Origin of the sequence: Corynebacterium lemuris (genome assembly GCF_024919295.1) — a bacterium.
Lineage (GTDB): Bacteria > Actinomycetota > Actinomycetes > Mycobacteriales > Mycobacteriaceae > Corynebacterium > Corynebacterium lemuris.
Window position 1 is genome coordinate 16,860 of the sequence record NZ_JANWTC010000007.1, and the last position, 17,675, is coordinate 34,534.

A 17,675-nucleotide genomic window follows, 5' to 3' on the forward strand; every position below is an offset into this window, starting at 1 on the left:
GCTAGTTCCCGACCGCCGTAGGCATGTCCTCAGGCAGGTCGCGCAGTTCCAGGCCGGACACGGTCCGCCAGATGATGTGGTGCAGGCATCCGGGGTCGATCTCCAGATGGTCGGCTGTCCGCCGGAGCAGATCGTGCGCGGCGGGCAGGGAGAGACCATTGTCCTGCCCCAGCGGTTCCGCCAGGAAGCGCAGCACCATCCAGTCGGGGGTGGGTGCGGGCAACCCGGCGAGCAACAGCAGATAGTCGTAGGTGATCTCGGCGCTCTGGCTCTTCAACCCCAACCATCCGGTGCGCACCGGATTATCCCGCGGATTGTCCTCCACCACCCGGTGCAGGTCCTTGACGGTGCCCAGGCCCAGATCGATCATCAACCGTGCCCCCTGCTGGATGAGTTCGCTCTTCAGCTGCACGCCCGACCTGGTCTGGGCAGGATCGACGTTGCGCATCACGGACTCCGCCCACAGACGCGGACCGTTGGCCGCCGTGATCGACTGGAGCAGGTTCTCCGGCCCATGCTGGCCCCCGTAGGGGTGTCGGACCCGGTAACGGAGCATGACACCGACCACCGATTTGTAGTGGGACCCGGGCGAATAGAGCGCATCGATGAGGCACATCGCCAGGCTGTCGGGGTAGCCTGCCGGGGTCCGCCACAGGATGGGGTCCCCCAACTGCTTCTCGCAGTAGTCGATCAGAGTCTGGGTCTCAGGGAGGACGGTGTTCACAATGGTTCTCGATTCGACAGCCGGCACGTGATCTGAAGCACAATCATACCCTTATGAGTCGCCGGAATCAGGTGGGAACGGCACCCGGAAGAAGACAGCGTTTCAGAGGGTCTCGACCACGAGGTCACGGGCGAGGACCATGTTGCGCAGGGACTGCTCGGTCTCGGTGTAACCGCGGGTCTTCAGGCCGCAGTCCGGGTTGACCCAGAGTCGCTCGGTGGGCACGTTGACCAGGGCGGCCTTGATCAGTTCGGTGAGCTCACCGACGGACGGCACGCGCGGGGAGTGGATGTCCCAGATGCCGGGGCCGATCTCGGAGTGGAAGGAGTCCTCCAGGTCCTCCAGGAGCTCCATGCGGGAGCGGGCGGCCTCGATGGAGGTGACGTCGGCGTCGAGGGCAGCGACGGCGTCGATGATCTGGCCGAACTCCGAGTAGCACAGGTGGGTGTGGATCTGGGTGGTCGGTGCCGCGTCCAGGGAAACCAGGCGGAAGGAGCGCACGGCCCAGTCGAGGTACTCGGGGCGGGCGTCCGCACGCAGGGGCAGCAGCTCGCGCAGGGCGGGCTCGTCGATCTGGATGATCTGGATGCCGGCCTCCTCGAGATCGGAGACCTCGTCAGCCAGCGCCACGCCGATCTGGTCGGCGGAGACGGACAGCGGGACGTCATCACGCACGAACGACCACGCCAGGATGGTCACCGGTCCGGTGAGCATGCCCTTGACGTGCTTGTCGGACAGGGACTGGGCGTACTGCGCCCACGCGACGGTCATGGCCTCCGGGCGGGAGACATCACCGATGACGATCGGCGGACGGGTGCAGCGGGAGCCGTAGGACTGGACCCAGCCGTTCTCGGTGACCACGAAGCCGTCGAGAAGCTCGGCGAAGTACTGGACCATGTCGTTGCGCTCGGGCTCCCCGTGGACGAGGACGTCGATGCCCAGGCGTTCCTGCAGCTCGATGACGGACTTGACCTCGGTTCTCAGGGCCTCGGTGTACTGCTCGTCGTTGAGGGCGCCGGTGCGGTGGTCGGCGCGTGCCTTGCGGATCTCGGCGGTCTGCGGGAAGGAACCGATGGTGGTGGTCGGCAGCTTCGGCAGGTTGAGGGCCTTCTGGGCCTCGATGCGGGCGGCGAACTCCGGCTGGCGGGCGACCTGGCCCTCCGGAAGTGCGGCGACACGGGTCTGGACAGCCTCGTTGTGGGTGCGTGCGGACTCGCGGCGGGTGCGCACCGCGCGGTCGGAGCGGGCGAAGTCCTCGGCGGCGGTGACGGTGCCGCCGGCCAGTGCCGCAGCCAGGGCCCTGGCCTCGCCGATCTTCTCGTCGGCGAAGGAGAGCCAGCCGGCGACGTCGACGGGCAGGGAGGTCTCGGCGGCGACGGTGTGCGGCACGTGCAGCAGGGAGACGGAGGAGGAGACGGCGAGCTTCTCGACGCCCGCGCCCTTCAGCTCCTCCAGCACCGACAGGCGCTCACGCAGGTCAGCAGCCCAGACGTTGCGGCCGTCGATGACACCGGCAACCAGGGTGGTGCCCTTGTCCGCGGCCGTCACGGCCTCGGCGACGCGGGTGGCGTAACCGGTATCGGCGGCGAGGGTGGCCGGGGCCAGGTCGACCTGCAGGGCCTCCGGGCCGGCCTGCGCCAGGGCCTGCAGGCCGGCGCGCAGGGAGCCGTAGGGGGTGGAGAGGAAGACCTGCGGGCGGTTGGTCTCGCCCAGGAGGGCGGCGTAGGTGGTGGCTGCGTGCTGCGCCAGCTCCTCATCAGTGGCGATGGTCAGGTCGGAGACCAGGGCCGGCTCGGTCAGCTGGACCCACTCCACACCGGCCTCCTTCAAGGCGGCGAGGACGGTCTTGTAGGACTCGGTGAGCTCAGCCAGGCGGTCAAGGGGGTTGCCCGCGCCCTCGGCCGGCTTGGACTTGGCCAGCAGGGTGACCGGGCCCACGAGGAAGGGACGGACGAGGTGACCGGCGGCCTTCGCCTCGGCGACGATGTCGAGGATGCGCTGCGGGCGCGGGGTGATGGCGTCGGTGTCAGCCACCTCCGGGACCAGGTAATGGTAGTTGGTGTCGAACCACTTGGTCATCTCAAGGGGGGAACGCTCGGCGTTGCCGCGGGCCAGGGCGAAGTACTCGGTGAGGTCGATCTCCTCGGCCGCGCCGCCGATGAGGCCGACGGTCAGGGCGGTTTCGAGCACGTGGTCGTAGAGGGCGACGTCGGCCGGGATGGCGTAGTCGGCGTCGAGGCCCAGGTCACGCAGCCGGGCGTAGTTCTCCAGACGGATGGAGTGCGCGGAGGAGGTGAAGGTCTCCTCGTCGATGCGCCCGGCCCAGAAGGACTCGAGGGCCTTCTTCAGCTCACGGTTGGCGCCGACACGGGGGTAACCCTCGATGGTGAAGGTGGGGAAAGAGGACATGAAAAAGTAGACCTTTCAGGGGTTTTCGCGGGTAAGCAGAAAGAAGCGGAACTGTTTCAGGCGGTGGCCCGGGGGGCGATACCGATACGGTCCAGCAGTTCTGTGGTGGTGTCTGGCCGGTTGAATGTGTACACGTGCATCCCACCGGCACCGGCGGCCAGGATGGTCTGCGCGAGCTCAGCCGTGAGGTCGAGGCCCGTCTGGTACTCGCCCTCCGGTCCCGCGGTCTCCAGCCGGCGGATCAGCCGGTCGGGGACGTTGAGTCCGGAGAGCTGGCCCATTCGGCGCAGTCTCGCGACGCTCGTCATGGGCATGATCCCCGGTATGAGGGGGATACGTACCCCCGCCAGGCGGGCTCTCTCCGCGAAGCGGAGATAGTCCTCCGCGTCGAAGAAGAGCTGCGTGATGGCGAAGTCCGCGCCGAGACGCTGCTTGGCCAGGAGGACGTCGATGTCCTCGTCCCGGCTGGCGGATTCCTCGTGGCCGCTCGGGTAGGCGGCCACGCCGATGGCGAGCCGGCCGGCGCCGAAGCGGGCGCGCTGCTCGTTCTCCATCGAGCGGATGAGGCTGATCAGGTCGGTGGCGTGCGGGAGGTGGCCCTCCGGCATGGCGGTCTGGCCCTCGGCGTAGTCGCCGCGCAGGGCCAGTAGGCCGCGCACGCCGGAGTCCATGAGCCGGTTGATCCAGCCGGTGAGCTCCTCCCGGTTCCCGGCGGTGCACGCCAGGTGGGCGAGCGTGGGGATCCGGGTGCGGGCGGAGATCTTCACGATGAACTCCGCGGTGCCGTCCAGCCAGCCGGAGTTCCGGGAGCTGGTGACGGAGATGTAGTCCGGGTTATAGGACTCGAGGGTGGTCAGGAGCTCCTCGATCTTCGCCTCGTCCACGTCGTGGCGCGGGGGCATCACCTCGAAAGAGAGGGAGGTGCGGACGGGCACATGCGGCTGGTGCGCCTCGGCGGGATCAAAGGTGTCCAGGGGGGCAGAGGCGGAGAAGCGGCGCTTCGTGCTGTCGTGTGCTGCAGTTGTGTTCATGTCCGATCCTCCCTGCTGGTGTGGTGCCTGTCCCCGGTGGGGCGAATGGCTGTGAATGTAGCAACGGATCGGAAGAAACGGGGTAGCTTTTTTAAAGATATCACGTATTATTAATCTCTTGACCTGCATGTATGGGCCAATGGTAAGATGAATATAAATCAGCTCAAAAGCCGCTTTTCCGGCCCGGAATGAACCAAGCTGTCCAGTTTGTTTTCGTACCGGATTCACAGCCCCGGACGGAGGGCAGGCACGAGCCAATCTGGCTACGCTTGAGGGAGAAGAATTCCGACCTGAAGGAGCGTGGCCATGAACACCGCAACACTGAAGATGGCGCTCAGCGCTGCGAGCGCGATCAGCGCGCGCGTCAAGGAGTACAACGAGAAGAAGAGCCGGGAGGCCTACGAGCTGCTTTCCGACGCCGCCTCGCGCGTCGACCTCGATGACCTCCGTTCCCGGGGCGAGTCGCTCATCGACGAGGGGCGTCGTGAAGCGGGCCAGGTCACGCAGGCCGCCCACGCCCGCCTCGATGCGGCGAAGAAGCGCCTGGAGAAGGCGGCCGACAACCGCCCCTCGAAGCAGCGCGCCCGTACCGCGAAGCGCCGCCGCACCTTCACCCTGGTGGGCCTCGGCACCCTCACCCTCTCCGCCGTGGCCGGCGCGGTCTACTGGTACCTGCGCCAGCAGCCGGAGCCGGGCGACACGCCGCCGCGCGTCGAGGACTTCTCCGGTGCCGGCAAGGCCGACGAGAAGGCGGCAGAGGCCGACGCGACCCTGGTCTACTCCACCACCACCGGGGACCCGGAGGAGGGTGTGCCCGAGGAGGTCGACGAGGAGCTGATGCAGTCCCTCGGTGAGCAGCTGGAGAAGCACCGCTCCGCCGCCATGGACGAGGCCGGGGAGGGTGCCGAAGAAATCGACGAAGCCGAGGAAGAGCACGCCTCAGACGCCCCGGTTGCCGGCACCGAGGAGTTCGCCCCGAACCCGGACGAGGACGGTTCGAAGAAATAGGGCTGCATGTGACGGTGGGCACAGGTAAAGTCATCGCCATGACGACCAACGTGCTCACCGTCACCACGATCAACGACCAGACCTACCACTTCCGGGCCCAGTCCGAGGAGAAGGATGAGAACGGCCTGCCGGAGGTCAACAACTTCGAGCGCCTCCGCGCCGTCGTCGAATCGGAGAGCCCCGACGCCGTCTTCGAGTGCGATGACCTGGAGGGTCATCCCCGGGCGGTGCGGGCCGCGGAGGTCGCCAAGTTCAGCGTGGGGCTGGGGACCTAGGGTCCGCAGACCTCCTCGCTGTCCACGTGGCCCGGATGCTCCAGCTGGATCGTGGAGTGCTCGATGCCGAAACCGCGCAGCACATCCTGCGCCTCGCCGAGCACACCGCACCCTGAGGCCGGCACACACGATTCGTCGACAACCAGGTGGCAGGTGGCCAGCGGTGTCACCCCGTCGGTGGACCACAGGTGCATGTCATGCACCGCCACCACTCCCCCGACCCCCCGGAGCGCCTCCGCCACCTCGCGGGCGTCCATGCCCCGGGGCACACGTTCCAGCAGGACCTCCACCGTCTGCCACAGCAGCGTCAGCGAGCGCGGCAGCACGAAGGCCACGATCGCCAGTGAGGCGATGGTGTCGGCCATGGTCCAGCCGGTGAAGCGGATGACCAGGGCGGCGATGATGACCGCCACCGAGCCGAGCATGTCCGCCAGCACGTGCAGGAACGCCCCGCGGATGTTGAGGTTGTCCGAGGTGTGCCGGGAGAGCACCCAGGCCGACAGCGCGTTGGCCACCAGGCCGATCACCGCGACGCCCAGCATCAGCGTGGTGTCGATCTCGTGGTCATGGCCGAAGCGCCCCACTGCGCGGATGAGGATCCACACCACCACGCCCGTGACCGCCAGGGCGTTGACCAGCGCCGCGAGCACCTCGACGCGGCGGTAGCCGAAGGTTGCGCTTCTCGACGCCGCCCTCTTCCCCACCATCGCCGCCAGCAGCGCGATGATCAGCCCCGCGGCGTCGGAGAGCATGTGCATGGCGTCGGAGAGCAGCGCCAGCGAACCCGAGACGAGGCCACCCGCCAGTTCCGCGAGGAACACCGTCGCGGTGATGCCGAAGGCCACCGCGAGCGCACGCAGCGGGGCGGATGTGGCGTGCGTGCCGCCGAGGCCGTGTTCGTGCGCATCATGGGGGTGGGCGTGAGTGCTCATGACCCCAGCCTAATCCCGCTCCCCCACTATTGAAACCTTAATGAAAATGGGGGCGGGCAGCGCCTACCAGGACAGCTGCATGGTGCTGTACGCCCTGCCGGCAGCATCGAAGGCGACGCCGACGCCGACCTTGGTGGCACCTGCCTCAAGCATGTTGCGGTTGTGGCCCGGGGAATTCTTCCACTGGTTGAAGAAGGTCGCCGGACCCGCCTGGCTGTTCATGGCGATGTTCTCGAACACGTTGTGGTGGCTGTGACGGAACGGTGCGCCGGCCGCAAGCTGCTGCGACCAACCGCGGGCCTGGGCGGTCAGCCCAGGATCGACGGCCAGGCGGCTGAGACCACGAGAAGAGCGGTAGTCGTTGAGCAGGCGGATGGTCTCGCCCTCAAGGTGAGCGGCATCCTTGGAAACCGGGCCACCCGGCAGGGTCGACAGACCCGGGATGGACGGAAGCGCCGGCAGTGCCGGAAGCTGGGGGAGGGAGGACTGTGCACTGGCCGGGGAGATGATCCCGACGGACATGGCCGTAGCAGATGCCAGGACAATAGCGGTCCGCTTCAGGTTCTTCATGTTTTCCACCTTTGGTACGACGATAGATTGTAACGAAATGATATCGTAACTGATCCGTTACATAAACGCGATCTGATATCCCGTGTACGTGGCTGACTCACAGAGCATTCTCAGATGGGGGCCCGATGGGCAGTGATCCCTGACACTCCCCCGATCTTTATCTGTGACCATACCGTCACCAAAGGCCGGCGGGACGGTATTCAGGCCCCTTTTTGTGTGTCGTTCCGGAGGGTATTTGAATGCCGCGGGACCGCTCTCCCCTCCGGACCCACAGGCCCCACCGGCCCCACCCCGACGCGAAGCAGGAGCTGCTCACACCCCTGACTCGGGTGCCGCTGGCCGGGGCCGGGGTCACACGGAATTTCCCTTAATCTGGCACGCCGTAAAAGCACACATCTTTGCCCTTAAGCCGAAAAGAAAAGAGCCACTTTCCTATTTTCTCGGAAAGTGGCTCTGACATGGGTTTTCTACTGTGGAGCATAGGAGAATCGAACTCCTGACCTCCTGCTTGCAAAGCAGGTGCTCTACCAATTGAGCTAATGCCCCATGTTCCTGGTGGGCCTAGCAAGAATCGAACTTGCGACCTCATCGTTATCAGCGATGCGCTCTAACCGACTGAGCTATAGGCCCTGGGAACGAAAAGTAACATTACCCAGTGGTTCGCCCATAAGACAAATCGCCTGCTCAGAGGGGATGATTCCCTCCGGGCAGGCGCTGCCGAATCAGGCCTTTAAGCGGCCTCCTCCTGGTGGGTGACCTGGAAACCGCCGAAGAGGTCGACGATCGCGTTGTAGACCACCGCCCCCAGCGGAGCGAGGACGGTGGTGAGGATGGCGCTGATGGCTCCCAGCAGCGCCGCAACCGACATGACGAGGCCGAAGGTCACGGCCTGGTCCCCACCGATGTCACCGAGCAGGGAGTTGAGCTGATCCCAGATGCCGGCCGCACCCATCCCGACGTAGAGGACGGCGACGGCGATCAGCCAGGCGGCGAGCCCGACCAGTGACATGGCCAGCCCGACCCGGAAGGCGGACAGCGGTGACACCCGGGTCACGGAGACGACACGTGTTGCCATGTCTTATTCCTGCCCCTTCTGCTGCGCGCGCTCGGTCGGACCGGCGACGTCGCCCTTGGCGACTGCCTCGGCCTCCTCTTCACCCTCTTCCTCGACATTCTTGTCGATGGCCAGCAGCTCCACATCGTCCTGGAGGTTGACCAGGCGCACGCCCATGGTCGCCCGGGAGGAGGGGCGGATCTGGTTGACCTCGGTACGGATGACGCCGCCGGCGGAGGTGATGGCGAAGATCTCGTCATCCTCCTCCACGGCAACGGCACCGATGAGGTGACCGCGCTTCGGGGTGTACTTGAAGGTGACCACGCCGAGGCCGCCGCGCCCCTGGGTGGCGTACTCGTTGATCGCGGTGCGCTTGCCGTAGCCCCCGGAAGTGGCCACGAGGAGGTACTCGCCGTCACGGACCACGGTCATGGCCAGCAGCTGGTCCTCACCCCGGAAGCGCATGCCCTTCACGCCGGCGGTCGCGCGGCCCATGGGGCGCAGCTGCTCGTCATCGGCGGTGAAACGGATGGACTGGCCGAGCTGGGAGACCAGCAGGATGTCGTCGCCTTCGTCGACAAGCGCGGCGCCGATGAGGCGGTCACCCTCGTTGAGGTTGATGGCGATGAGGCCGGCGGAGCGGGCGGACTCATAGTCGGTGAGGCGGGACTTCTTCACCCGACCCTGGGCGGTGGCCAGGACCAGATAGGGGGCATCCTCGTAGGTCTGGATCTGGATGACCTGGGCGATACGCTCCTCCGGCTGGAACTCCAGCAGGTTGGCCACGTGCTGGCCGCGGGCGGTACGGGAGGCCTCCGGCAGCTCGTAGGCCTTGAGGCGGTAGACCCGGCCGAAGTTGGTGAAGAAGAGGATCCAGTCGTGGGTGGAGGAGACGAAGAAGTGGCGGACGATGTCGTCCTGCTTCAGCTCCGCACCGCGCACACCCTTTCCGCCGCGCTTCTGCGATTTATAGGCGTCGACCTTGGTGCGCTTGGCGTAACCGGTGGAGGTGATGGTGACCACCACGTTCTCCCGGGCGATGAGGTCCTCCTCGGAGACGTCACCGGTGGCGGCGACGATCCTGGTGAGACGCTCATCGCCGTAACGCTCGACGATCTCAGCGAGCTCGTCGCGGACGATGGCGCGCTGGCGCTCCGGCTTGGCCAGGATGTCCTTGAGATCCTCGATGATGAGCTCGACCTCGGCCAGCTCGTCGATGATCTTCTGCCGCTCCAGTGCGGCCAGACGGCGCAGCTGCATGGCGAGGACGTGATCGGCCTGGAGCTCATCGACGTCGAGAAGCCCCATGAGGCCGGTGCGGGCCTCGTCGACGGTGGGCGAGCGGCGGATCAGGGCAATGACCTCGTCGAGCATGTCGAGAGCCTTGACCAGGCCGCGGAGGATATGGGCACGTTCCTCCTTCTCATCGAGACGGAACTGGGTGCGCCGGATGATGACCTGGATCTGGTGGGCCACGTAGTAGCGCAGCATCTGGTCCAGACGCAGGGTGCGCGGCACGCCATCGACGATGGAGAGCATGTTCACGCCGAAGTTCGACTGCAGCTGGGAGTGCTTGTACAGGTTGTTGAGCACCACCCGCGGAACAGCGTCCCGCTTCAGGGTGATCACGATGCGCAGGCCCACGCGGTCGGAGGACTCGTCCTCGATCTTGGAGATGCCGGCCAGCTTGCCGTTGGAGACCTGGTCCGCGATGTTGGCGATGAGGTTGTCCGGGTTGACCTGGTAGGGCAGCTCGGTGATGACGATGGTCTGGCGGTTGCCCACCTCCTCGATCTCCGTGACACCGCGCATGCGGACCGAACCACGGCCGGTGGTGTAGGCGTCCTTGATGCCCTGGTCACCGACGATGAGGCCGGCGGTCGGGAAGTCCGGCCCCTTGACGAAGCCCATGCACGCCTCGAGGGCCTCCTTCTCATCCGCGTCGGGGTTCTCCAGCAGCCAGTAGATGGCGTCAGCAAGTTCGTTGAGGTTGTGTGAGGGGATGTTGGTGGCCATGCCCACGGCGATGCCGCCGGAACCGTTCATCAACAGGTTGGGCACACGGGAAGGCAGGACATCCGGTTCCCGGGTCTTGCCGTCGTAGTTCGGGGAGAAGTCGACGGTGTTCTCCCGGATGTCACGGACCATCTCCATGGCCAGCGGGCTCATCCTGCACTCCGTGTAACGCATGGCGGCCGGGCCGTCATTACCGCGGGAGCCGAAGTTGCCCTGGCCGTCGATGAGGGGATAACGCATGTTCCACGGCTGGGCCAACCGCACGAGGGTGTCATAGATGGCCGAGTCACCATGCGGGTGGTAGTTACCCATGGTCTCCGCGACCGGGCGTGCCGACTTCACGAAACCCCGCTCCGGGCGGTAGCCGTTGTCGAACATCGCGTACAGGATGCGGCGGTGGACGGGCTTCATGCCGTCGCGGACCTCCGGCAGCGCACGACCGACGATGACGGACATCGCGTAGTCGATGTAGCTGGTCTGCATCTCCTCATTGATGTCAATGGGCAGGATGCGGTCGAAGAGGTCTCCTCCACCGCTGGTGGTGTCGTCGCTCATGATCACCTTCTTGTAGGGAATTCAGTTCCTCTCAGTCTATCCCTAAGCAGGCGAAAAGCGTCTCCGCCACCTTTCTGTCGCTTCTCGACGCCGCGCAAGGCAACCCCGGTATCAAACTGATACCAGGGTGATTCCCTCGACACTTACTGGGGCTCCTCACCCGAGGAACGGCTTCCATGTCCAATGCTTCACCCCTAATATGGGGCCCCGCAGGTGATACCAATCCCTCATTGTTCGGCATTTATTTTCCGCGTCATCTAACGTCCCAGTCACTGCCGGAAAACAATTCGAGAACCGGACCCGGTGGTACCCCAGAACCCAAGTCCGGACCGACCCCGTTCCGAAAGGAAATTTTCATGCTGAAGAAGCGTATCGCCGCCCTCACCATGGGCGCCGCCCTGGCCACCTCCGCTTTCCTCGCCCCGCAGGCTACCGCTGGCACCCACGACCACAAGTGCGATAAGGGCTACGAGTACGTCGCCGGCACCCACCAGGTCGGCGACAAGCTCACCGTCGACACCCCCAAGGGCTACAAGTACGAGTCCCACACCCCGGCCACCTCCCTGCTGAAGGTCGACGAGAAGCGTGGCGAGACCGTCTTCAAGATCGTCCGGGGCGAGAAGGGCAAGAACACCGTGAAGGTGACCTTCGCCAAGAAGTACAAGAAGGGTGGTAAGTGGGTCACCGACTACAAGCACGTCAACGCCGAGTTCAAGCTGGGCAAGTGCGAGAAGAAGGGCTCCGACAAGAAGCAGCCGCAGAAGTCCTCCGTGGACCACAAGTCCCTCTCCCTCTCCTCCAAGAAGTAGAGGACTGAGCGCGCCCGTAAGGGCCACCTCTTACAGCTTCACAGAACCGCTCTGCGCAATCGTGCGTGGGGCGGTTTTGCATTGGCCATCAGTAACACCTCGCCTCCAGGAAACTCCCATATTTTGCGGAACGTATGAGACAGCGGAATCCAGACCAATTACCCTCACCAGAGACTCAAAGAGTGCTTGAATAAATGTGGATTGGCCCCAGCAGAGAACTGAGCAATCAGAATTCTCCGTGCCGGGCAGTCCAAAAATATGACTAAGACATTCCCGGTCAACGCGCTTGAAGGGCCCATTTTTCAACCACCGGGACCACTGGCCATGATGCAGTGCAAGGAAGAGTCAGACAAAAAAGGGCTCAACACGTAGCCGACAGAAGGACTTGAGCCGTCCCTTGGAATAGAACGAACATCAGAAAGTGCTCTCTGTCGCAGTCACAATCCCCCTGATGTTTTAAAAAGCGAAGAAAAATTTGCCCACATCAGGTTAAAACTCACTTCCATAACGTTCCCTATACGCATCAATTACAGCCCCTCCCAACGGTCAAATAAGGCTGTTTCGCCTCTATTAAGGTAGTCCTTGGTATCAGCATGGTGGCAGTCTCGTTATTTGCCTTTAAGCTGGCGATTTAACTTTAAAGTCACTTGCAAACATGGCCAAGTATCCCCCTAACAAGGGGTGCCCACAGATATTATCTTTTCAACTCCCGAGACGGCGTCATTCTGAACTGATTAACATGTCAATCACTGCCGGAGACACACTCTGAACACGGAAACCCGGTGGTATCCGAGTCCAGTACTGACAATCCCGAAGGGAAACTCTCATCATGATGAAGAAGCGCATCGCCGCCCTCGCAATCGGCGCATCCCTGGCCGCCACCTCCGTCCTCGCCCCGCAGGCAGACGCCCGCGGCCACAAGGGCCCGCCGAAGAAGGACGACAAGCCGGCCATCTTCAAGCTCTCCTCCTTCAAGAAGGATGACAAGAAGAAGGGTGGCAAGAAGAAGGGCAACGACAAGCACGAGGCCTCTTCCCTGAAGCGTCCGGGCAAGCCCACCAAGCCGGGCAAGCCGGGCAAGGACGACAACAAGAAGTCCTCCTACAACCTCAAGGGCTTCAACGCATCCTCCAAGAAGGACGACAACAAGAAGCCGGGTAAGCCGGGCCACGGCCACGGCCACGGTCCCCGCTAAGCAGAGCAAGTTTTCAAAGCTCCGAACTGAACGTTTGCAAAAACTGCCCCGCGATTAATCGTAGGGCAGTTTTTCTTGTTGCAGTCTGCTATCAAAGAGTCATGGCCATGACACTTCGTCTCACCCCAGATCAAGATCGCGCTCTTACTCTTCTTGCCGAGGCCCAGGGTTCCAGCAAGCATGAGGCCGTGATCCGGGCGATCGTGACCGCCGCGAACCGGCTGATCAACGATGCCACGGTTGCCCAGCTGGCCAGGGACGTTATTCCTGGCCATGCAGCAATGGAGGCCCGGATTCGACAGGCGCGGGGATGACTCCCCCCCTGAGTCCGGAACAACTGCTGCTGATCGCCGATAAATTCTGTGAGATCCACCGGGTGCAGATCCGGGATTTCAGCGCTCTCGTCGCTGCGGCCGCTGTTCCGGGCGCACGGATCGACGGAATTCGGGTGCATGCGGATGCCGGCAAGGCAGGGGAGGCCCTGGCGATGGTGATCACGCGTCTGGAACCACTGAACAATCTCAACAAGGAATTCGGGGCGGTGTGCCAAGGGATCTATCACCGTCTGACGCTGTAACCACCGGCATCTCCCAGCCTGATTCAGCCAAAAGAAATTATATAAGGCTCATTACATACAGTGCTGTCACATCAGTAAAACCCCAGACGCCTCCGAGACACCCCCGATAGGGGTCACATAGGGCCTTATATGCGGCTTTTCTTAAAGAATCTCTGCCATTCCCATGGCAAGTTCTTGTGTCGTTGAATAACGTGATTCAGGCGGAAGAGTCTCGGTTGTATTACAGCTCGCTTCCGCCGTCACAGCGTGCATTACGTGATCGACGCGAAACATGCCGACCGACCGAATCCTACTTTCGAAGGAACTAAAATGACCAAGAAGCGTTTCTCCGCTCTCGTCGCGGGCGCGGCACTTGCCGCATCCGTCGTTCTCGCTCCCCAGGCTGCTGCTGAAGAGGGCGCGGACCTGACCGCTGAAATCCAGACCTTCGGCAACCACAACGACCGTGAGCGCGGTGGCAACCGCGGCGGTGATCGTCACCACGGCGGCGGCCACCACGGTAAGGGCAAGGACAAGCACGACGAAGGCTCCTCCCTCGACGAGTGCGACGATCACAAGGGTAAGGGTAAGCACGACGACGACTGTGGCGCCGGCATCCCGGTCGGCGGCGGCTCCGGCCTCGGCCTTGGCCTGTCCGCCCTCGCCGGCTCCGCTCTGCTGAGCTCCGGCGCTTCGGCTCTCCCGGACGACCAGGCCCCGGCTCCGGCCCAGCCGGCCGCCCCGGAGCAGCCGGCTGAGGCTGCCCCGGTCGAGGACGCGAAGGCTGTCGCTCAGGCTGAGGCCGAGGCTGCACAGGTTGCGCCTGAGCAGGAGGCTGTCCACGTCGAGGACCACAAGGCCATTGCCCAGGCCCAGGCTGAGCACGCTGCCCCCGCTCCGGCACACACTGCTCCGGCACCGGTCCAGCACACTGCTCCGGCACACACCGCTCCGGCACACACTGCTCCGGCACACACTGCTCCGGCACCGGTTGCTCAGCCGCAGCAGCTGGCCAACACCGGCGTTGAGGGCACCCTGGCTGCCCTGGCCACCGGCCTGCTGGCCGCCGCTGCAGGTGCCGCCCTGCTGGTCCTGCGCCGCCGCGCTGCCTAAGCCAGTAACACACCCGGGGCCCACCCGGACCAAACCGCTCTGCACCTTCCGGTGCGGGGCGGTTTTTTCGTGCGTGTTCCGTTGGCAGGAGACTTCGACCATGTGTAGAGTCGATAACGTTGTGGCTACAGTCAATCAAAGTTACTTATGTGACTGCGGTGGCTGTGGCGGAAGAGCCACAACACCGGAGCGATCACCGTCGTTGTCCCCACCCGGCAGAAAACCGGATGAGTTCAACCATGGTGATCGCTCTGCTTTTCCGCAGTAGGCTGGCAGACATGACTGATCTTTCCTCGCTTCTGACCGACAACAAACGCGACGCTGTCGTGGCTGACCTCGCTGCGCTGGCGGACGCGGCCGTCGGCAGGCAGTCGGGCATCTCCGGAACCGCCATCAAGGCCGCTGTGGCGGCCGCCAAGAAGATCGACGCGGACATCGTCGCCAAGGGCGTCAACCGGATGCTCCCCGACGTCCTGGGTGACCTCCAGCCGCACTGGCAGGCCTTCCAGGAGGATGCGGAGCAGGACTTCGGTACCTTCCTGGCCGGTCGGAATGACGCGGTCGTCGATTCGCTCATGGCCGTCGCGGACCGCAACGCCGAATCCATCACCGTCGCGCCCCTGGCCAAGGCCTACAACTCCCTGCGCGGCAAGGGCGCGAAGGTCATCAGCCCGGAGATCCCCGAATTCGGCCGCATCCTGCAGAAACATATGTCCTAGGACTCCATGTCCCCGGTCCGGCTCGCGGTCTTCGCTGACCTCCACCTGGGCAGGCCCTCCGCCCCCGGGGTGCGGTGGGCCCGTGAAGCACTGGCGGGCACCCTGGCCAGGCAACCGGATGTCGTCGTCTTCACCGGGGACCTGGTGGACAAGAAGAAGGCCACACGCGCGGACCTGGACGAGGGCGTGGAATTGTTCCGCCACATCACGCAGGAGCTGAAGCTCCCCCTGGTCCATGTGTGGGGAAACCACGACGTCGGCTCCGGGTTACTCCCCTACTTCCCCGAGATGCCCGGCGTCCACCGCCCCCGGGGCGCGGGAATCGAGGAGATCCGGGTGCCCGGCGTGCCGCTGGTCTTCCACGCGGTCAATGTCGTGCAGGACCCGGATCCACGCGACGTGCTCAAGGACCTGCCGCAGGTGCAGGAGCCCGGGCACATCGGTGTCCTGCACACGGAGGTCGAAGGACAGTACACCAACAATCCGTGTCTGCCCACCACCATGGGGCACCTGCTCTCCCGGGGCTACGGGGCATGCCTGCTGGGGCATGTGCACGCCCCCGTCGTACTCAACGCCTCCCCCTTCATCGGCTGGCCGGGCATGGGCCGGATGCTCGAAATCGAGGTCCCGGCCCTGCCCTGAACCTGCCTAGACGTCGAGGAAACGGACGTCCTTCGCCTTACGGGTGATGAAGGAGCGACGGGCCGCGACATCATCACCCATGAGGATGGAGAAGAGCTCGTCGGCACGCTGGGCGTCCTCGATGTCCACCCGGCGCAGGATGCGCATCGTCGGGTCGAGGGTGGTCTCCCACAGCTCGTTCGGGTTCATCTCACCGAGACCCTTGTAACGCTGGATGCCGTCATCCTTGTTGATCTTGCGGCCGGCGGCCAGGCCCTCCTCGAGGACCCGGTCCCGCTCCTCATCGGAGTAGGCGAAGCCCGGCTCACCCTTGGACCACTTGAGCTTGTACAGCGGCGGGTTGGCCAGGTACACATGACCTTCGGCGATGAGGTCGGGCATGAAGCGGAACAGCAGGGTCAGCAGCAACGTGGCGATGTGCTGGCCGTCGACGTCGGCGTCGGCCATGAGCACGATCTTGTGGTAGCGCAGCTTCGAGATGTCGAATTCCTCGTTGATGCCCGTACCCAACGCGGTGATGATGGCCTGGACCTCGGCGTTCTTCAGCACACGGTCAAGGCGTGCCTTCTCCACGTTGAGGATCTTGCCGCGCAGCGGCAGGATCGCCTGGTACATGGAGTCCCGGCCGGCCTTGGCGGAGCCGCCGGCCGAGTCACCCTCCACGATGTAGAGCTCGGACAGGGCCGGGTCCTTGGAACGGCAGTCAGCCAGCTTGCCCGGCAGGCCGCCGAGATCCGTGGCGGACTTCCGGCGCACCAGCTCACGCGCCTTACGGGCCGCGATGCGCGCCTGGGAGGAGGCGACGGCCTTGTTCACGATGGTCTTGGCCTCCGCCGGGTTGGCGTCGAACCAGAAGGCCACGTGCTCGTTGACCATGCGCTGCACGAAGGAACGGATCTCCGTGTTGCCCAGCTTGGTCTTCGTCTGGCCCTCGAACTGCGGGTCCGCCACGCGGACGGACACGACCGCGGCGAGGCCCTCACGGCAGTCCTCACCGGTGAGCTTGGGATCCTTCTCCTTGATGAGCTTGTGCGCCAGGGCGTACTTGTTCATCAGGGAGGTCAGCGCCGAACGGAAACCCTCCTCGTGGGTGCCACCCTCATGCGTGTTGATGGTGTTGGCGAAGGTGTGCACCGACTCCTTGTAGCCGGAGTTCCACTGCATGGCGATCTCGACCTCGTGCTCGGTGGCCTTCGCCTCGAAGCCGACGATCGAGGGGTGGATCGGCGTGCGGGTCTTGTTCAGATGGTTGACGTAGTCGACCAGGCCGTCCGGGTAGTGGTAGACGACCTTCTTCTCACGCTTCTTCGCCGGCTTGGGGGCTTCCCCTGCCGGGGCCTCCTCCACCTCGGTGTCGGTGTCGTCGAAGGAGGAACCGTCGATGGCCTCGGCGGTGTCCCCGGCCTCGGCGAGCGCCTCCAGCTCGAGCTCCGCGTCGGTGACCCGCTCATCCTTGAGCGTGATGGTCAGACCCTTGTTGAGGAAGGCCATCTCCTGCAGACGACGCGAGATCGTGTCGTAGTCGAAATGGGTCGTCTCGAAGATCTCGGCGTCCGGCCAGAACCGGATCGTCGTACCTGCACCACGGGCATTGCCGCCCTGGATCAGGTCATCAGGGACCGAGTTGTTGAAGTACTGGTGCCAGTGCTTGCCGTCGCGTTTGATGTCGGCCTCGACACGGGTCGACAGCGCGTTGACCACGGAGATGCCCACGCCATGCAGACCACCGGAGACCGCGTAGGAATCCGAGTCGAATTTGCCGCCGGCGTGCAGCTGCGTCATGACCACCTGGACTGTCGGCGCACCGGAGGGGTGCATTTCGACGGGAATGCCGCGGCCATCGTCGACGACCTGGACACCACCGTCTGCCAGCAGCGTCACCTCCACCTTGGTGGCGTGACCGGCCATCGCCTCATCGACGGAGTTGTCGACGACCTCCCACACCAGGTGGTGCAGGCCGCGGGGGCCGGTGGATCCGATGTACATACCGGGCCGCTTGCGCACGGCCTCGAGGCCCTCGAGGATCGTGATCGATGACGCGCCGTAATTGTTTTCAGCGTTTGCCAC

The 17,675-nt window shown here is 64.4% G+C and carries 17 protein-coding genes and 2 tRNA genes; 9 read left to right on the plus strand and 10 right to left on the minus strand.

The genetic code is table 11. The annotated features are described in order from the left end of the window. Position 1: 1 nt before the first annotated feature. From NYP18_RS09990 to NYP18_RS10000, 3 genes are all read right to left on the minus strand, one after another. Positions 2–724, minus strand: coding sequence for a DUF8548 family protein (locus NYP18_RS09990; RefSeq protein WP_259428046.1), 723 nt, complete (start codon positions 722–724; stop codon positions 2–4). A 102-nt stretch (positions 725–826) separates the two neighbouring features. Then, entirely contained in the window at positions 827–3,133 is a 2,307-nt protein-coding gene (gene metE / locus NYP18_RS09995) for a 5-methyltetrahydropteroyltriglutamate--homocysteine S-methyltransferase (protein WP_259428047.1), read from the minus strand. Positions 3,134–3,189: 56 nt separating this feature from the next. Then, entirely contained in the window at positions 3,190–4,164 is a 975-nt protein-coding gene (locus tag NYP18_RS10000; RefSeq protein ID WP_259428048.1) for a methylenetetrahydrofolate reductase, read from the minus strand. A 306-nt stretch (positions 4,165–4,470) separates the two neighbouring features. Here NYP18_RS10000 and NYP18_RS10005 point away from each other — a divergent pair, with 306 nt between their 5' ends. Both NYP18_RS10005 and NYP18_RS10010 read left to right on the plus strand, forming a co-directional pair. Beyond that, the gene (locus NYP18_RS10005) at positions 4,471–5,172 is read left to right on the plus strand and encodes a hypothetical protein (protein WP_259428049.1); all 702 of its coding nucleotides are present in this window, start codon (positions 4,471–4,473) and stop codon (positions 5,170–5,172) included. Positions 5,173–5,210: 38 nt separating this feature from the next. Then, positions 5,211–5,447: a hypothetical protein gene (locus tag NYP18_RS10010; RefSeq protein ID WP_259428050.1), complete on the plus strand. Its 237-nt coding sequence runs from the start codon at positions 5,211–5,213 to the stop codon at positions 5,445–5,447. On the opposite strand, the gene NYP18_RS10015 is transcribed toward NYP18_RS10010, so the two are convergent. The 6 genes from NYP18_RS10015 to gyrA form a co-directional block, all read right to left on the minus strand. Beyond that, positions 5,444–6,379: a cation diffusion facilitator family transporter gene (locus NYP18_RS10015; RefSeq protein ID WP_259428051.1), complete on the minus strand. Its 936-nt coding sequence runs from the start codon at positions 6,377–6,379 to the stop codon at positions 5,444–5,446. The two genes, NYP18_RS10010 and NYP18_RS10015, sit on opposite strands and share 4 nt — an antisense overlap. 63 nt (positions 6,380–6,442) lie before the next feature. After that, positions 6,443–6,949, minus strand: a complete 507-nt coding sequence (locus NYP18_RS10020) for a CAP domain-containing protein (protein ID WP_259428052.1) — start codon at positions 6,947–6,949, stop codon at positions 6,443–6,445. 473 nt (positions 6,950–7,422) lie between these two features. Then, positions 7,423–7,495: transfer RNA gene (locus NYP18_RS10025), tRNA-Ala, on the minus strand. 7 nt (positions 7,496–7,502) lie between these two features. After that, positions 7,503–7,579: transfer RNA gene (locus tag NYP18_RS10030), tRNA-Ile, on the minus strand. A gap of 100 nt (positions 7,580–7,679) precedes the next feature. Continuing rightward, the gene (locus tag NYP18_RS10035; protein WP_259428053.1) at positions 7,680–8,024 is read right to left on the minus strand and encodes a DUF3566 domain-containing protein; all 345 of its coding nucleotides are present in this window, start codon (positions 8,022–8,024) and stop codon (positions 7,680–7,682) included. Positions 8,025–8,027: 3 nt separating this feature from the next. Beyond that, positions 8,028–10,574: a DNA gyrase subunit A gene (gyrA, locus tag NYP18_RS10040; RefSeq protein ID WP_259428054.1), complete on the minus strand. Its 2,547-nt coding sequence runs from the start codon at positions 10,572–10,574 to the stop codon at positions 8,028–8,030. A gap of 356 nt (positions 10,575–10,930) precedes the next feature. Between gyrA and NYP18_RS10045 the strand changes: the two genes are divergently transcribed. The 7 genes from NYP18_RS10045 (at position 10,931) to NYP18_RS10075 (ending at position 15,608) form a co-directional block, all read left to right on the plus strand. Beyond that, positions 10,931–11,383, plus strand: a complete 453-nt coding sequence (locus tag NYP18_RS10045) for a hypothetical protein (protein ID WP_259428055.1) — start codon at positions 10,931–10,933, stop codon at positions 11,381–11,383. 829 nt (positions 11,384–12,212) lie between these two features. Then, complete coding sequence (locus NYP18_RS10050) at positions 12,213–12,578, plus strand: hypothetical protein (protein ID WP_259428056.1); 366 nt, start codon at positions 12,213–12,215, stop codon at positions 12,576–12,578. 101 nt (positions 12,579–12,679) lie between these two features. Beyond that, positions 12,680–12,892, plus strand: coding sequence for a type II toxin -antitoxin system TacA 1-like antitoxin (locus NYP18_RS10055; RefSeq protein WP_259428057.1), 213 nt, complete (start codon positions 12,680–12,682; stop codon positions 12,890–12,892). Further along, a complete protein-coding gene (locus NYP18_RS10060) occupies positions 12,889–13,155 on the plus strand; it encodes a TetR family transcriptional regulator (protein ID WP_259428058.1) in 267 nt (88 codons plus the stop codon). The genes NYP18_RS10055 and NYP18_RS10060 overlap by 4 nt, the downstream gene beginning before the upstream one ends. 309 nt (positions 13,156–13,464) lie before the next feature. Continuing rightward, entirely contained in the window at positions 13,465–14,247 is a 783-nt protein-coding gene (locus NYP18_RS10065) for an LPXTG cell wall anchor domain-containing protein (RefSeq protein ID WP_259428059.1), read from the plus strand. A gap of 278 nt (positions 14,248–14,525) precedes the next feature. Further along, positions 14,526–14,966, plus strand: coding sequence for a DUF6918 family protein (locus NYP18_RS10070; RefSeq protein WP_259428060.1), 441 nt, complete (start codon positions 14,526–14,528; stop codon positions 14,964–14,966). A gap of 6 nt (positions 14,967–14,972) precedes the next feature. Beyond that, entirely contained in the window at positions 14,973–15,608 is a 636-nt protein-coding gene (locus NYP18_RS10075) for a metallophosphoesterase family protein (RefSeq protein ID WP_259428061.1), read from the plus strand. A 6-nt stretch (positions 15,609–15,614) separates the two neighbouring features. Here the strand turns inward: NYP18_RS10075 and gyrB are convergent, their stop codons facing one another. Next, entirely contained in the window at positions 15,615–17,675 is a 2,061-nt protein-coding gene (gene gyrB, locus NYP18_RS10080) for a DNA topoisomerase (ATP-hydrolyzing) subunit B (protein ID WP_259428063.1), read from the minus strand.

What these genes read in the sequence shown, in the direction of transcription:
- metE (WP_259428047.1), bottom strand. Translation starts at nt 3,133, where the DNA reads ATGTCCTCTTTCCCCACCTTCACCATCGAGGGTTACCCCCGTGTCGGC.
- NYP18_RS10000 (WP_259428048.1), bottom strand. Translation starts at nt 4,164, where the DNA reads ATGAACACAACTGCAGCACACGACAGCACGAAGCGCCGCTTCTCCGCC.
- NYP18_RS10005 (WP_259428049.1), top strand. Translation starts at nt 4,471, where the DNA reads ATGAACACCGCAACACTGAAGATGGCGCTCAGCGCTGCGAGCGCGATC.
- NYP18_RS10010 (WP_259428050.1), top strand. Translation starts at nt 5,211, where the DNA reads ATGACGACCAACGTGCTCACCGTCACCACGATCAACGACCAGACCTAC.
- NYP18_RS10015 (WP_259428051.1), bottom strand. Translation starts at nt 6,379, where the DNA reads ATGAGCACTCACGCCCACCCCCATGATGCGCACGAACACGGCCTCGGC.
- NYP18_RS10020 (WP_259428052.1), bottom strand. Translation starts at nt 6,949, where the DNA reads ATGAAGAACCTGAAGCGGACCGCTATTGTCCTGGCATCTGCTACGGCC.
- NYP18_RS10035 (WP_259428053.1), bottom strand. Translation starts at nt 8,024, where the DNA reads ATGGCAACACGTGTCGTCTCCGTGACCCGGGTGTCACCGCTGTCCGCC.
- gyrA (WP_259428054.1), bottom strand. Translation starts at nt 10,574, where the DNA reads ATGAGCGACGACACCACCAGCGGTGGAGGAGACCTCTTCGACCGCATC.
- NYP18_RS10045 (WP_259428055.1), top strand. Translation starts at nt 10,931, where the DNA reads ATGCTGAAGAAGCGTATCGCCGCCCTCACCATGGGCGCCGCCCTGGCC.
- NYP18_RS10050 (WP_259428056.1), top strand. Translation starts at nt 12,213, where the DNA reads ATGATGAAGAAGCGCATCGCCGCCCTCGCAATCGGCGCATCCCTGGCC.
- NYP18_RS10055 (WP_259428057.1), top strand. Translation starts at nt 12,680, where the DNA reads ATGGCCATGACACTTCGTCTCACCCCAGATCAAGATCGCGCTCTTACT.
- NYP18_RS10060 (WP_259428058.1), top strand. Translation starts at nt 12,889, where the DNA reads ATGACTCCCCCCCTGAGTCCGGAACAACTGCTGCTGATCGCCGATAAA.
- NYP18_RS10065 (WP_259428059.1), top strand. Translation starts at nt 13,465, where the DNA reads ATGACCAAGAAGCGTTTCTCCGCTCTCGTCGCGGGCGCGGCACTTGCC.
- NYP18_RS10070 (WP_259428060.1), top strand. Translation starts at nt 14,526, where the DNA reads ATGACTGATCTTTCCTCGCTTCTGACCGACAACAAACGCGACGCTGTC.
- NYP18_RS10075 (WP_259428061.1), top strand. Translation starts at nt 14,973, where the DNA reads ATGTCCCCGGTCCGGCTCGCGGTCTTCGCTGACCTCCACCTGGGCAGG.